This is a genomic window from Gimesia chilikensis, from assembly GCF_007744075.1.
Taxonomy (GTDB): Bacteria; Planctomycetota; Planctomycetia; order Planctomycetales; family Planctomycetaceae; genus Gimesia; species Gimesia chilikensis_A.
Genome location: NZ_CP036266.1, coordinates 5,569,150 through 5,585,764, shown reverse-complemented (window position 1 = coordinate 5,585,764; position 16,615 = coordinate 5,569,150). Strand labels below are relative to the sequence as shown.

General features: G+C 53.8%; 3 protein-coding genes. 2 read left to right on the top strand and 1 reads right to left on the bottom strand.

Annotated elements, in window-relative coordinates:
* The first annotated feature begins 236 nt into the window (after positions 1 to 236).
* Both HG66A1_RS21015 and HG66A1_RS21010 read left to right on the top strand, forming a co-directional pair.
* The gene (locus HG66A1_RS21015; protein ID WP_145188555.1) at positions 237 to 9,779 is read left to right on the top strand and encodes an Ig-like domain-containing protein; all 9,543 of its coding nucleotides are present in this window, start codon (positions 237 to 239) and stop codon (positions 9,777 to 9,779) included.
* Complete coding sequence (locus HG66A1_RS21010) at positions 9,779 to 11,620, top strand: sensor domain-containing diguanylate cyclase (RefSeq protein ID WP_145188552.1); 1,842 nt, start codon at positions 9,779 to 9,781, stop codon at positions 11,618 to 11,620. The genes HG66A1_RS21015 and HG66A1_RS21010 overlap by 1 nt, the downstream gene beginning before the upstream one ends.
* On the opposite strand, the gene HG66A1_RS21005 is transcribed toward HG66A1_RS21010, so the two are convergent.
* Positions 11,617 to 16,227: a hypothetical protein gene (locus HG66A1_RS21005; protein ID WP_145188550.1), complete on the bottom strand. Its 4,611-nt coding sequence runs from the start codon at positions 16,225 to 16,227 to the stop codon at positions 11,617 to 11,619. The genes HG66A1_RS21010 and HG66A1_RS21005 overlap by 4 nt on opposite strands.
* Positions 16,228 to 16,615: the final 388 nt, after the last annotated feature.

Below are 16,615 nucleotides of genomic sequence, written 5' to 3'. Positions count from 1 at the left end.
CAATGCAATGTACAAATTTGCCTTGGTAGGGGAGGCTCACGCCGACCTGCCTGAAATCGGGGACCTAGAGTTTTTCTGCAGAGCGTAAGCCCGTGATTCCAAATGCCCGTCCTCTCGTTTGGAATCGAGACAAGGTGAACCGGATCCTGTCCCCGAAAAGGTCCTCAAAAGTGTGTTGGAACCCCTTTACATACTGGACGAGAAGGTCTATTGAAACGCGCCCCCGAGGCGGCGTTGTGGAGGCATTCCAGCTCGAAGAGCTGCTGATGCTGAGTGCGGTTCCCTTGCCCGTGGATGTGATCGATCCGAGCCTGACCGCGGATGCGGATACCAGTGCTACAACCAGTGTCAGTCCCGCCCCATCCGTTGATGGTGCTGAAACGATGCAGGTTGCAGATGTGCCTGCAGAAGAATCGTCCACTCTGAGTGACTCTGTCGATGACCTGCTGCAGGAGTTCGGGCTGTCCGATGCGTTTGACGAGGCGAATCGCGATCTGGAACTCGTATTTATCGATGAGTCGACCGACCATTACCAGCAGCTGATTGATGACCTGCTGGCCCAGAACGACGAGCAGCGTCAACTCGAAATCATTCTACTGGACAGTGAGCAGGACGGGATCCTGCAGATCAGTGAAGCGTTACAAAATTATTCTGAAGTGGATGCAATCCATTTTGTTTCGCATGGAACGCCGCAGTCGGTCAAACTGGGGGCGACCTGGTTGAGCCTGGAGAATCTCGATCGCTTTTCGGAAGCCATCACCGGCTGGAGTGCGTCGTTCTCTACAGGAACCGATCTGCTGTTTTACGGATGTGACCTGGCAGCCACCGATTCCGGTCAGGAACTACTGAGACAGATTCAGGAACTGACGGGAGCCGACATCGCCGCGAGTTCAGATGATACGGGTGCAGCCAGCCTGGGGGGAGACTGGGATCTGGAGTATGAACTGGGGGATCTGGAGACCGACGTGGTGTTCTCATCCCTGGTACAGAATGAATGGCTGGGCCTGCTGGCAACGGAGACGGTGCGTGACCAGTTCGGCAGTCAGTCTTATGGTAATAATGACGGCACCCAGAACTGGAACAGCAACTGGGTGGAGTACGATAATTCGGGAAGCGCTCAGAGCGCCAGTACGGGTGATGTCAGAATTACCGGTGGTGAACTGCGGATGGTGGGCGACAGCGGGGCTGACAACAGCGTGACCCGTGAAGTCGATCTTACGACGGCTCACGATGCAACTCTCTCTTTCGATGCGGTCTCCAGCGGAACCGAAGCTGGTGACACCTTCTCAGTCCAGATTTCCGATAATGGGGGGAGTTCCTGGACCGTGCTGGATACCCTGACGGATTATAACGGAGCCTATAGCCGGGATATTTCGTCCTACATGGCAGCAGATACACAGATCCGTATCCAGATTGAATCTGGCTACGATGGGGGGCTGCTGGGGATCCTGTTTGTCGAGTATTTATACATCGACAATGTGCAGGTGAGTTACACGGTCAACGAAGCACCGGAGATCACCTCTGATGGTGGCGGGGCAGCGGCGGTGGTGAATGTGGCCGAGAACTCGACGGCAGTGACGACCGTAACCGCGACCGATGGGAACCTGGATACACCGAGCTATGCGATATCGGGTGGCGCAGATGCGGGTCGTTTCACGATCGATGACGTCACGGGGGAACTCGCCTTTCTCTCTGCTCCCGATTATGAAAGTCCGACCGACAACAACACCGACAACATTTATGAAGTGATTGTCGAGGCCAGCGACGGGTTTGGCGGCAGTGATACGCAGACGATTCTGGTGACCGTGACTCCCGTGAACGAAACACCCGCCGCAGCAGATAATACGGTGACGACCAGTGAGGACACGCCATACACATTTACCGCAGCCGACTTCAATTTCAGTGATATCGACGGTGACACCCTGGCAAGCGTACGTATTACGGCACTGGAGACGGTTGGGGCACTGCAGCTGTCAGGCGTGGATGTGACATTGAACCAGGTCGTCAGCCGGGCTGACATTGATGCGGGGAATCTCACATTTACTCCGGTCGCGAATGCCAGTGGCTCGGGGTACGACAGCTTTGGTTTCACTGTGAACGACGGGGCACTGGAATCCTCACCCTCGAACACCATGACGGTGGATGTGACCGCGGTCAACGATGCACCGACGGCTGCTGACAATTCGGTGACCACCAGCGAGGATACGCCTTACACGTTCACCGCAGCCGACTTTAATTATAGCGACATCGAAGGGAGTCCCCTGGCGAGTGTCCGGATTACCGCTCTGGAGATCGTGGGATCTCTGCAATTGTCGGGTGTGGATGTGACATTGAACCAGGTGATCAGCCGGGCTGACATCGATGCGGGGAATCTCACGTTTTCACCAGTGGCGAATGCCAGTGGTACGGGTTACGACAGCTTCGGATTCACTGTGAATGACGGGACGCTGGACTCTGCTCCCTCCAATACGATGACCGTCGATGTCACTCCAGTAAATGATGCTCCAACGGCTGCTGACAATACCGTGAGCACGAGTGAGGATACCGCCTACACATTTACGGCGGTCGATTTTAATTTCAGTGACATCGAGGGAGATTCGCTGGCGAGCGTGCAGATTACTTCACTGGAGACGGTGGGGGCTTTGCAACTCTCGGGCGTGGATGTGACGCTGAACCAGGTGATCAGCCGGGCCGACATTGATGCGGGCAATCTCACATTTACCCCGGTGGCGAATGCCAACGGGGCAGGTTATGCCAGCTTCGGATTTTCCGTGAATGACGGGACTGCAGACTCAGTTTCCTGGTATGCTATGACGGTTGACATCACGCCTGTGAATGATGCCCCTACAGCGGCGGATAACACGGTGACGACGAATGAAGATACCGCATATGTCTTTACTGCCGCGGATTTTAATTTCAGCGACATTGATGGGGATACACTGGCAAGCGTCCGAATCACGACCCTGGAAACCCTGGGAGCCTTACAGCTTTCGGGGGTAGATGTGACGCTGAATCAAGTGGTCAGTCGGGCTGACATCGATGCCGGCAATCTGACTTATTTGCCAGCAGCGAATGCGAGTGGCACGAGCTACGACAGTTTTGGATTCACAGTTAATGATGGGTCGGCGAATTCAGTCGCTGCCTTTACGCTGACGGTCGATGTGACTGCGGTCAACGATGCACCGACGGCTGTGGATAATACCGTCACGACAAATGAAGATGTGTCCTACGTCTTCACCGCCGCCGACTTTAACTTTAGTGACATCGAAGGTGATTCACTGGCGAACGTGCAGATTACTTCGCTGGAGTCTGTCGGTGCGTTACGGCTGTCGGGCGTGGATGTGACGTTGAACCAGGTGATCAGTCGGGCCGACATTGATGCAGGAAACCTGACGTTTTCACCTGTGGCGAACGCCAATGGAGTGAGTTACGACAGCTTCGGTTTTCGCGTGAATGATGGCACCGTCAATTCGGTCGCCAGTTACACGATGACTATTGATGTCACACCGGTGAATGATGGTCCGCAGGCAGCAAATCGCACAGTGACGACCAGCGAAGATACGCCTTATACTTTCACCGCCGCGGATTTCAATTTCAGTGATATTGACGGCGATTTACTGGCGAGCGTTCGGATCACCGCTTTGGAAAGTGTGGGTGAACTGCAATTGTCGGGCGTGGATGTGACGTTGAACCAGGTAATCAGTCGAGCTGACATCGACGCCGGGAATCTCACGTTTACACCCGGGGCGAATGTGAGTGGCGTCGGATATGATAACTTCGAATTTCGTGTCAATGATGGCACCCTGGAATCGGCGTCCGCCTATCTGATGACCGTCGATGTGAATGGAACCAACGATGCTCCTGTCGCTGCCGACAATACGATTACCGTGAGTGAGGATGCGACCTATACGTTTACGGCAGTCGATTTTAATTTCAGTGATATCGACGGTGATACCCTGGCGAGTGTGAGAATCACAACACTGGAGACGGTCGGTGCGCTGCAGTTATCCGGCGTAGACGTGGCGTTGAATCAGGTGATCAGTCGGGCCGACATCGATGCGGGTAATCTCACGTTTACTCCCGTAGCGAACGCGAGTGGTTCAGGTTACGACAGCTTTGGTTTCTCAGTGAACGACGGTACCACGGATTCTGTGGCGACATATATCATGACCGTGGATGTGACCTCGGTTAACGATCTCCCCACAGCTACAGATAACACGGTTACTACTGCTGAAGATATAACGTATGTTTTCACGGCTACCGATTTTAATTTCAATGACATCGACGGCGATGCACTGGCGAGTGTGAGGATCACTTCGCTGGAGACGGTGGGGACGCTGCAGTTATCCGGTGTGGATGTGACTCTGAACCAGGTTGTCAGTCGGGCAGACATCGATGCGGGGAATCTGACGTTTACGCCAGTCGCGAATGCCGGTGGTGTCAGTTATGACAGTTTTGGATTCTCGGTGAATGACGGTACTGCCGATTCCGCTGCTGCATACACGATGACCGTGGATGTGACCTCAGTCAACGATCTGCCCACCGCAGCAGATAACACGGTTACCATCAATGAAGATACGCCCTATGTCTTCAATGCGGCTGATTTTAATTTCAATGACATCGACGGGGATCCACTGGCGAGTGTGAGAATCACATCGCTGGAGTCGGTGGGGGCCTTGCAGTTATCCGGCGTGGATGTGTCGCTGAATCAGGTGATCAGTCGGGCGGATATCGATGCGGGGAACCTGACGTTTACGCCGGTCGCGAATGCCAGTGGAACCAGTTATGACAGTTTTGGATTCACTGTAAATGATGGTGCCGCCGATTCGGCTGCTGCGTACTCAATGACCGTGGATGTGACTTCCGTCAATGATCTGCCTACAGCGGCGGATAACACAGTCACGACCAGTGAAGACACAACTTTTACCTTCACCGCAGCAGACTTTAATTTTAATGATATGGACGGGGATTCGCTGGCGAGCGTGAGAATCACTTTGCTGGAGTCGGTGGGAGCCTTACAGTTGTCGGGCGTGGATGTGTCGCTGAACCAGGTGATCAGCCGGGCAGACATCGATGCGGGGAATCTGACGTTTACGCCAGTCGCGAATGCCAGTGGCGTCAGTTATGACAGCTTTGGTTTCTCGGTGAAAGACGGTACTGCCGATTCCGCTACTGCATACACGATGACCGTGGATGTGACTCCCGCTAACGATCTACCCACGGCGGCGAATAATACCGTTTCCACGAATGAAGATACTCCTTATATCTTTACGGCCGCTGACTTCAATTTCAGCGACATCGATGGGGATTCGCTGGCGAGTATGAGAATCAGTTCGCTGGAGTCGGTGGGGGCTCTGCAGTTATCTGGCGTGGATGTGACGCTGAACCAGGTGATCAGCCGGGCGGATATTGATGCAGGGAATCTCACATTCAGGCCGGTGGCGAATGCCAGCGGTGTCAGTTATGACAGCTTTGGTTTCTCGGTGAATGACGGTACTGCCGATTCCGCTGTATCATATACCATGACCGTGGATGTGACACCGGTGAATGATCTGCCCTCGGCGGCTGATAATACGGTGTCAACAAGCGAAGATACGGCATACACCTTCACCGCAGCCGACTTCAATTTTAATGACTTGGACGGGGATACGCTGACGAGTATCCAGATCACATCGCTGGAGTCTGTCGGTGCGTTACAACTTTCTGGCGTTGATGTGACGTCGAATCAGGTGATCAGTCGGGCCGACATTGATGCGGGGAACCTGACGTTTACACCAGTGGCGAATGCCAGTGGTTCGGCGTATGACAGTTTCACTTTCACAGTGAATGATGGCACCGTTGATTCTGCTGGCGGATATACGCTGACGGTGGATGTGACTCCTGTGAACGACGCCCCGACGGGGGCTGACAATACGGTTACCACCGGTGAAAATACAGTCCATACTTTCACGGCAGCTGATTTTGGCTTCGTGGATATTGATGGAGATGCTCTGACGAGCGTTCAGATCACTTCACTGGAAACGGTGGGCGCCTTACAGCTTGCAGGCGTAGATGTGACATTGAACCAGATTGTCAGCAAGGCTGATCTGGACGCCGGGAATCTGACGTTTACTCCGGTGGCGGATACAAGCGGTGCCGCTTACGACAATTTTGGGTTCACTGTTAATGATGGCACGGTCAATTCGGTGGCCACATATACGATGACTGTTGATATCACGCCCGATCCGGGCAATATGATATTGGATCAGTTCGGGACCCAGTCATACAGTAACAATGATGGGACCGTGAACTGGAGTAGCAGCTGGGTCGAAAACGACAGTTCCGGCGGTGCTCAGAGCCCGAGCAATGGTGATGTGCGGGTGATGGGGGGCACGCTGCGGATGGTTGGTGAGAGTGGCGCAGATAACAGTGCGACGCGCGAAGCCGACCTGTCGATGGCTCACGATGTGACACTGTCGTTCGATGCACTTTCTTCAGGAACCGAATCCAACGACTCTTTCTCGGTACAGATTTCAGATAACGGCGGGAGTTCCTGGACGGTGCTCGATGTACTGACCGACTTTACGGGCAGCTACAGCCGGGACATCTCTGCCTGGGCAGCCGCTGATACGCAGATCCGCATTCAGATCGACAGCGGCTATGATGGCGGGCTGCTGGGACTGTTGTTTGTCGAGTATTTGTACGTCGATAATGTGCAGATCAGTTATACGATTAACAATCCGCCTATGATCACCTCTGATGGCGGCGGACCGGCGGCGGTCGCGAATGTCGCTGAAAATACAACTGCGGTGACCACGGTGGCTGCCAGCGATCCGGATCTGGATTCCATCAACTACTCCATCAGTGGCGGAACGGACGCGGCGTTGTTTACGATCGATAATCTGACAGGTGAGCTGGCCTTTATCAGCCCGCCTGACTACGAGAGCCCCGTCGACGCGAATACTGACAATGTGTATGAAGTGACCGTCTCGGCGAGCGACGGATATGGCGGTTCCGATTCTCAGACCATGCTGATTACAGTGACACCGGTAAATGAGCCGCCGACAGCTGCCGACAATACGGTGACGACGGCCGAGGAGACAGCTTACACGTTCACGGCTGCGGACTTCAACTTTATTGATGGGGACGGCGATAGCCTGGCGAGTGTGACCATCACGTCCCTGGAATCGGTGGGCACACTGCAGTTGTCAGGCATGGATGTGAGCTTGAACCAGGTGATTTCGCGGGCGGATATCGACGCCGGCAATCTGACATTTACGCCTGGGTTGAATGCCAGCGGTACCGGATACGACAGCTTCGGGTATTCCGTTAACGATGGGACGTTTGAATCGACCGGAACCTATACGCTGACCGTCGATGTGTCGCCGGTCAATGATGCGCCGACTTCGTCAGACAATACCGTGACGACCAGTGAGGATGTGCCTTATGTGTTTACCGCGGCTGATTTCAACTTCAGTGACATCGATGGGGATACACTGGTCAGCGTGCGGATCACGGCACTGGAGACGGTGGGGACGTTACAACTGTCAGGCGTGAATGTGACACTGAACCAGGTGATCAGTCGGGCCGACATTGATGCGGGAAACCTGACGTTTACGCCGATCACGAATGCCAGTGTGACCGGATATGACAGCTTCGGTTTCAGTGTCGGCGATGGTACGCTTTACTCGTCACCTGCGAGTACGATGACGATCAACGTGAACGCAGTTAACGATGCCCCCACTGCGGCCGATAATACGGTGACGACCAATGAAGACACGCCGTATATCTTCACGGCTGCCGACTTCAACTTCAGCGATGTGGATGGGGACCCGCTGACCAGTGTCAGGATTACCTCTCTGGTGACGTCAGGAGCGTTACAACTGTCGGGCGTCGATGTGACATTGAATCAGGCGATCAGCCGGGCGGATATCGATGCGGGAAACCTCGTGTTGGTTCCAGCGGCGAATGCAAATGGAACGAGCTATGCCAGTTTTACGTTCAGTGTGAGTGACGGAGCACTGGAATCGACTCCGGGAAATTTACTGACGGTCGATGTGACGCCGGTCAACGATGCACCGACGGCTGCTGATAACACGGTGACAACCAGCGAGGATACTGCTTACGTCTTTACTGCCGCTGATTTCAATTTCAGCGACATCGACGGCGATTCTCTGGCCAGTGTCAGAATCAGTGCCCTGGCTACTTTGGGAACGCTGCAGTTGTCGGGTCTGGATGTGACACTCAACCAGGTGATCAGCCGAGCCGACATTGATGCGGGGAATCTCACGTTTGTGCCGGTGCCTGATGCCAACGGCGTGGGGTATGCCAGCTTCGGGTTTGTGGTCAATGATGGTGCGCTGGAAGCATCACTGCCAGGTACGATGACGGTGAATGTGACTGCAGTGAATGATGCACCGACGGCTCTGGATAACACGGTCACTACTGATGAAGATACGCCTTACACCTTCACTGCAGCGGACTTCAATTTCAGTGACATCGATGGAGATCCCCTGGCGGGGATTCGAATCAGTACCCTGCCAGCGGTAGGCATGTTGCAGCTGTCCGGTCTGGATGTGACACTGGGGCAGATCATCAGCCGCGCGGACATTGATGCCGGTGATTTGACCTATATACCTGTGGAGAACGGAAATGGTGTGGCTTATGCCAGCTTCGATTATGTGGTGAGTGATGGCAGTCTGGAAGCGTTAACTTCGAGCAGGATGACTGTTGATGTAACGGCGGTCAACGACGCACCGGTGATCACTTCCGGTGGAGGGGGGCTGAGTGCGACCCTGCGGCTTTCCGGAGTGCTGTCGACGGTTGCGACCATTGAAGCGACCGATGTCGAACTGGGGCTTCAGATACTGACCTTCTCAGTCAGTGGGGGGCTGAACGCGGACCTGTTTAACATTGACGCGAATACAGGCGAACTGTCGTTTGCAGCGTCTGCAGAACTCGATTCGCCGCTGGGGGGGAATGTCTTTGAAGTGGAAGTGCAGGTCAGTGATGACCTGGGGGGAACCGCGACACAGATACTGACGGTGATCGTGGATCAGGTAAATCAGCTCTTCCCATCCAATCCGGATCAGTCAGACGATCCAGACAATTCTGATGATCCCAGTCAGACTGATCCACCCGATAATACGACGGACACAGGGGGAGCGGGAGACGGCTCAGGCACCGGTTCCGGGAATGAAGATATCATCTTTTCTGAACTCCCTGCAGGAGAGGGGGATCTGTTCGCAGAACGGGGCCGGGAGACACAAATTGATAGCAGTGCATTTTTCAGTAATGGCTCTCCTGCTGATACCGGTACACCGGGCGGCATTCTGCCCGACTTTTCTATTGTGACTTCGACCAGCAATCTGGTTACGGATTTTGGCTACGAGGCCGGAGGCTGGCATACGACGCGGATGGCGCTGCTACAGGCATCCTTCGATCCAGTGACACACAGGCTGGAAGTCAATACGGCGAGTGTGGTCTATTCTGAACTGGTGAGTACCCGCTACGAGGACATTCAGGAACAGGTAAACCTGACGACTGATTCTGAACAGCGACTGATCAGTGCCGCGGCGGTGGTCACGACGACGGTTTCATCCGGGTTGTTGATCTGGCTGTTACAGGGGGGCTATCTGATGGCAGGGCTGGCCAGCAGTTTGCCGACCTGGCGATTTATGGACCCGATTGCGGTGCTTGACCAGTTTGGTGAGGATTGTGAAGAGGGAGGAGATTCTCTGCAGAGTATTATCGAGCAGGCCGAAGCCTCCGCTCCCGTTAACGAAAGTGAGTTGCTCTAATGCGTGTTTCAGTCACTTTTCGAATTGTCACAGGACTGGTCATACTCACGCTGAGTACGATGCTGATCGCCTGCAGCTTGAATCTGGCTCCGAACCTGTCGCGTTTGCAGATGGAAGACCGGGCCCGCTATTGTGAGGCACTCGCGGTCAGCAGTTCGCTGTTTCTGACCCAGAGAAATTCTGAAGCACTACAAGACTATCTCGCAGCGGTCGTAAAACATAATCCCGATATCAGCAGTGCCGTGCTCAGAAAGCAGGATGGAGAGGTCTTTCTACACGCAGGGCCGACAGTCAATCTGACCGATGCTGATCTCGCCAGCAAGTTCAACCAGGTTCGCATCGAACTGCGGGAGCAGAATCTGCCCTGGGGACAACTGGAGATTTATTATCCGATTCAACACGGGAGCCTGCAGTCATTGTGGTACAGACCGATGACGCGATATATCGTTTTTGTTGTTGGATGCTGTTTTCTGCTGTTCGCTCTCTTTCTGCGGAAAACCCTGCAGTCGCTGAACCCGTCCCGGGTGATTCCGGGACGGGTGCAGGAAGCATTAGATACGCTGGCCGGTGGCCTGTTGATTCTGGATACGAAAGAGCAGATTGTCCTGGCGAATAAAACGATTGCACGCGCACTACGGACCACGCCCGAACAGCTGCAGGGGCAACCGGTTGGCAAACTGCCGTGGATGATTCAGAGCGAGACTGAGGATGAATCGGAAAATATACTACCCTGGACGCGCGTCTTAACAGATGGGGAGACCCATAAGGGGATTACACTGTCACTGGAAAGCAATACGACTGTCGCTGACTGTTTTGTTGTCAGTTGCGCACCGGTGCAGGACGATGAAGGCAGATCACGGGGAGTGCTGGTCAGTTTTGAAGATGTGACCGAACTGGAGAAAAAGAAATCAGAGTTACGCAAGATGCTGCAGGCACTGCACGAATCGCGAGAAGAAATTCAGCAGAAAAACCAGGAACTGGAATACCTGGCGACACGCGATCCGCTGACATCCTGCCTGAATCGACGTTCGTTCTACGAACAGATGGAGACCCTCTGGGCAGAAGCAAAAGAGCAGGGGACACCATTGGGATGCGTATTACTGGATATCGATCATTTCAAGTCGATCAATGACAATCATGGGCACTCAACCGGTGACCTGGTATTGAAAGGAATTGGTGCAACGCTGATGGAGTTGGTCACGGCGCCGGGTGTACTCTGCCGGTATGGGGGAGAAGAGTTCTGTATTCTCCTGCCGGGACATGACATTGATCAGACCGCCCAGGTGGCCGAGGAGTACCGCCGGGCAGTCGAGCGTCTTGAATTCGAAGAACTGAAGGTGACCTCCAGTTTTGGTGCGACTGCCGTCAGCCTGGGGGCAGAGAACGCCCAGGACCTGCTGGACGAAGCCGACAAGTGCCTGTATGCCGCCAAACGGGGCGGGCGTAACCAGGTTTCGCGGTGGGACCTCGTTCCCCGGGATATGGACTTCAGCGAACCAGTCGCGCGGGAACCGGCGCCTGTTGGACAGACGCCCGATTCACAGGGATCTGAAGCACAAGAGCCCGCGATTTCTTCGGAAGCGGCGTTGCGGCTGGGTCAGACCATGGACGGACTGGGGCAGATGATAGACAGGCAGGACTTTGACGGACTCGCGGACCTCGCAGATGAAGTTCACACACTGGCAAAAGAGCAGAACTTGCCTGAAGTGGCTGCGGCGGCCGGCCAGTTACGAGATGCGGCGACGACCATGGATGTGGTTGAGGTGATCTATCTGACCAACCAGCTCATGGAGCAGTGTCGGGAATATCAGTCACAGCACATTGAAACCGTTGCGGATTAAAACGGACTGAGTTCCGTTTCTGCCTGCAGGGAGGCGAAATAGAGGTCGGCGTCCTGTTCCCATTCGGTCAGTTTACGGACTCCCGGTTGGAGCGTGCTTTCCAGCAGGCCCTGTTCCTGATGTTCGTATCCCAACAGGTGCTGGAGCTCGTGGCGGATGACTGTCCAGAGATCGACCTGACCGTCTGCGTCGCTGTCCGGCAGAGCGACTAAGGATAAGTCGTCTGTTTGCTGAAATTCACTATGATCACGAGGTGTCGGATCGATGAACCAGCCCTGACCCGCAGCGGTGGCGTCGAGGTAGATCGTATTCTCGGCTGCACGTCCCAGCACAGCTCCCTGGAGATCAACGACCTGGACCTGAATCGCGTCCAGTTGCAGCTGATCTTCTGGAGAGAGTTGAGATGTGAGATCTGTTTTAGCTGTCTGCAGCATCTCTTCCGCTGCGGTCTGAGATAAAGGAGTGGGATTTTGTGATGCAGGAACAGCTGCGGCAAGTCTCAACTGATTGTTCCACGCGTCCGGATAATTGAGGGGATAAATGATCGCGGGCGATTCAAGTTTGCGTTTGCCGTAATTGCTGGCGAACAGGAGCAAGTCTTTGAATTCAACACGATCGTTCTGATTCAGATCTGCGAACCAGGCATAGACGGATTGCGACTGGCTGGGTGTCTCGCCATAAACGCTGGCGAACAGGAGCAGGTCACGAAAATTGATGGCATCATCGTCATTGAGGTCATAAGGATTCGCCCAGATACTGGTTGTCTGCAGCGTGCTACCGCTGACCGTGACCGGTAAACCGGAGACGAGACCGACTTCTGCAGAGGTAAAAGCGAGCTCCAGGTCATGGGGACCGATCTGCTGCTGGTCCAGATCCAGGTCGACTCCATCTTCGGCCAGCGATTCAAATCTGATGCGGGCAAAGAGCAGGTGCTCGGAAACTCCCAGATCGGTCTGAGCTGTCTCTGCAGACAGACCGGTGATGCTCCCGGAGGCATCGTCAATGGTGCCGCTCTGATTCAGGGAAAAGGCAGGCCCGAACTCGATGGCGGTTGCCGTCGTATAGGCACTCTGATAGTTCAGGTCGAGACTCGTGGAGAAGATACCCTGGCTGAAATTGTCATTCGTATTCACCCAGAGTTCCACCCAGAATGAGGACCATTCCAAGACGTCTGACTGGTGATCAGGTATATCCGAGGCGGTACCATTCGCGTTGATTTCTGTCGGGGAGCTGACAACCTGCAGGTTGATTTCAGCAGATACTGATTCTCCAGAGTAGTCAACAAATACATTGAAAGTGCGCTGAAAGAATCCATTATCCTCCTGGGTATCCAGATCACCATCAAGTCCACCATCTTCGACAGTTACGGTGATGATGGCGACACCACTCTGGTCTGCTACAGGTGTGAACGTCAGGCTGCCTGTTTCCGCAGGCGTGTTATAAATTACGGTCGGATCGGGAATCAGTGCCGGGTGATTGCTGGTTGCAGTAACCCGCCTGGGGTTCGTTGCCGCACCACCTGCTGTGATACCTGTAAGGTTGACTGTCTGTTGTGCTGCATTTTTATCGATACTGAGATCAGAGATTTCATCGATGCTGGTTTGAACCAGTCCCGTTCCCTGCGATCCCGCATAGACCTTTCCCTGATCCGAATAAGAAATGTAGAACGCATTATTGACTGCATCCAGTACGATCTGGGGAAGCTCGGTCCTCGAATTCTGACCCGAGACGCTGTTATTTGCAGAGAGAGGACCGTTGAGTCCGGTGGTTCCATTGCCAAAGGTCACTGCTGCAAGGTTGTAGTTTGCCCCCGCATCCCATCCAGGGCTGGTCACCAGAAAATTACTGTTGTCGAGAATTGTCAGTTCATAGGATCCTTCAGGATCGTTGATGCCGAGGTGATCATAATGAGACGATCCCACAAGACTGTTATTGGCTGAGATAACGCCACTCGTGCCTGTTGACCCATTGCCTAATGTAATCGCTCCTGCGTCCTCAATCGTGCCGTTATCCCAGTAGCTGGCCATTACAACGTAGTTTCCGTTTGGGAGAGCGTGCACACTGTTAAAACCGGTGAAGCTGATGTCTCCGACAAGGTCACCTATCTGAGCACCAATCAGACTGTTTTCAGAGGAGACTGGTCCCTGGACCCCGGTTGTGCCGTTGCCGAAAGTGACTGCACCTGCATTTGCCTCTAAACCAACCGACCAGTTCCGTGAACTGACGACGTAATTTCCATTGGTTAGAGGGATGACTCCGGTAAAGCCCTCATAATTCGTGCCGCCTACAATGTCGTCGCTGTCGGTACCGACCAGGCTGTTGCTTTCTGAGATCGTTCCTGTAATACCGGTGCTGCCATTAGCAAACGTGACGGCACCGGCAGCATAAGCGATGCCGTACTCTCCGTTCGGGTTGTTCCAGAAGGGACTGGTGATGACATAATTGCCGTTGGTAAGCACCGTAACTCCGGAATATCCCAGTCGATCATTATCTATTGTTCCGATCAGGCTGTTCGCAGCTGAAATCACTCCGGTTACACCCGTAGTTCCATCACCGAACGTGACTGCACCCGCGTTGTAGAGATCACCGTTATCCCAGGAGGGGCTGGTGAGAACATAGTTACCATTGGGCAGGGCCGTGACGGCAGAAGTCTGCTCAATATCCATACTTCCGAGTTCATCTTTTGCGCTGGTACCAACGAGGCTGTTGGATGCATTAATGGTACCGCTGGTTCCACTGATGCCGTTTCCAAAAGTGAATGCGCCCGCATCCTGGTTGGTGCCATTGTCCCAGTCCGGACTGCTGACAACATAGTTACCGTTCGAAAGCGGCGTCACGGCAGAGATCCCTCGTGAATTAGTATATCCCAGCCTGTCATCACTGGTGGAACCGACCAGGCTGTTGGCAGAAGTGATTACGCCAGTGGTGCCTGTGGTGCCGTTACCAAAGGTGACAGCACCTGCGTCGCTCAGATCGCCATTATCCCAGAACGGGCTGCTGACGACGTAATTGCCGTTAGTCAACGTGGTAACGAACGAGAGTCCATAGTAATCAAATAACCCGACCTGGTCGTCGCTGGAGGAGCCCACCAGACTGTTGGCTGAGGAGAGGACTCCTGTGATGCCAGTCGTTCCATTACCGAACGTGACGGCACCCGCATCGGTTGCGGAGCCATGATCCCAGTCAGGGCTGCTGATTACAAAATTTCCATTGCTGAGCTCGGTAATACTACGCATGCCCCCCCGGGACCAGCCGCCAATTTCGTCATTTGTTGAAGAACCGACCAGGCTGTTGGTTGAGGAAATCACTCCGCTGATGCCTGCTGTTCCACTGGCGAAGGTGACTGCTCCGGCATTCAGGACCGAACCGTTGTCCCAGTAGGGACTGGAGACAATATAGTTTCCGTTGGATAAGACTGTGATGCTTGTTTCAGTACTGACACGGTAGACAGATTCAATACTGCCTACATGGTCCGAGGTCGAAGATCCGACCAGACTGTTATTGACGGATACGACGCCGGTTATACCCGAATTGCCGTTACCAAATGTGACTGCGCCAGCCTGTGTTGCGGTTCCATTATTCCAATAGGGACTACTGACGACATAATTGCCATTCGGGAGCACGGTCACCCCCGAATTACCGAGAAACATACCGCCCACGTAATCATCTGTCTGTGATCCCACCAGGCTGTTTGAGGATGAGATGATCCCTGTGACTCCGGTGGATTGACTGCCCCAGGTTACTGCACCGACATCTCTGGTACGCTGGACATAGCCTCCCTCTTCGATTCTGATCTGGTCCCAGTTGGGGACGCTGACCACATAGTTTCCGTTATCGAGGAGAGTTACTCCGGTAACGCCTACGGCATCATAGCTGGAGGTGCCGATCAGACTGTTACTGGCCGTGATGGAACCTGTGACCCCTGTGTGTCCATTCCCAAATGTAACAGCGCCGGCATCCTGTTCAGCGGCATTGTCCCAGTTAGGGCTGCTGACGACATAGTTCCCGTTCGGGAGGGCGGTTACAGCGCTGATGTCTTCGCTATAGTTGATGCGCCCCAGATAATCATTGTAGTAGGTTCCCACCAGACTGTTCGAAGAGGAAACCGTTCCGCTGATCCCGGTATTTCCGTTTCCAAAGGTAACCGCTCCTGCATCGTCCCAGGAGCCGTTGTCCCAGTAGGGACTGCAGATGACAAAATTGCCTGTCGCGAGGGCCGTCACTCCACTCAAACCGAGGCGATCGTCTTCAGTCGAGCCGATGAGGGTACTGATCAGGTTTCCGGTAGAGCCATCGAACAGATAAACCGCGCCGGCGTCTTCTCCCCCTGCATCATCCCAGGGAGCTGTGATCACGACATTGCCGGTGCTGAGGGGGACAACCGAGTCACCAAAACCATTGTCTAGGCTCGGATTGGGGTCGATGAATTCAGCAAAGGCGGCTGTGAGCAGCCTGCGGTCTTCGAGGGATTCAATCAAACAGGCTGCGGGTTGTCTGCACTGGGTGGCTGCCCGGGATGCGCGTCTTTGTTTCTGTTTGACCAGTCCCTGGAGCAGTTCCGGAATCAAACGCAGTGCAGCACAGGTGAAGTTGGATTTGAGTTTCATCAGTAAGCCCTCTCAGTTCCAGTTTTGATCGATGACAGACCCTCTGTCGGTAGCTAGATCACCTTTGTGAGGGCGAACCCGACGCACAGTCACAGGAAAATCTGGAAAACGTCAGGAAGTGAGAAGATGGCATTAGCTAATTAGAGAGAGCTGACTATTAGATACAGGCGTCTATTTTCTCTAGCTTGACTAATGTACGGACGAATATTTCTATTTCGTGAATATTTCGTCAAATGAAATAATTGTATAGATATTCCGAATGGGTATGGATATTTAATGTATACATGTCATCTCTGTTGCCAGTGAACTGCAGTGAGTTACATCTTTGCTATGAAACCCACCTTTGCAATTCATTTCTAAAGTAGACAACAACATCAGAATTTCATTC

Excerpts from the sequence above, each read along its gene's own strand:
- HG66A1_RS21005 (WP_145188550.1), bottom strand. The coding sequence starts at position 16,227 with ATGAAACTCAAATCCAACTTCACCTGTGCTGCACTGCGTTTGATTCCG.
- HG66A1_RS21010 (WP_145188552.1), top strand. The coding sequence starts at position 9,779 with ATGCGTGTTTCAGTCACTTTTCGAATTGTCACAGGACTGGTCATACTC.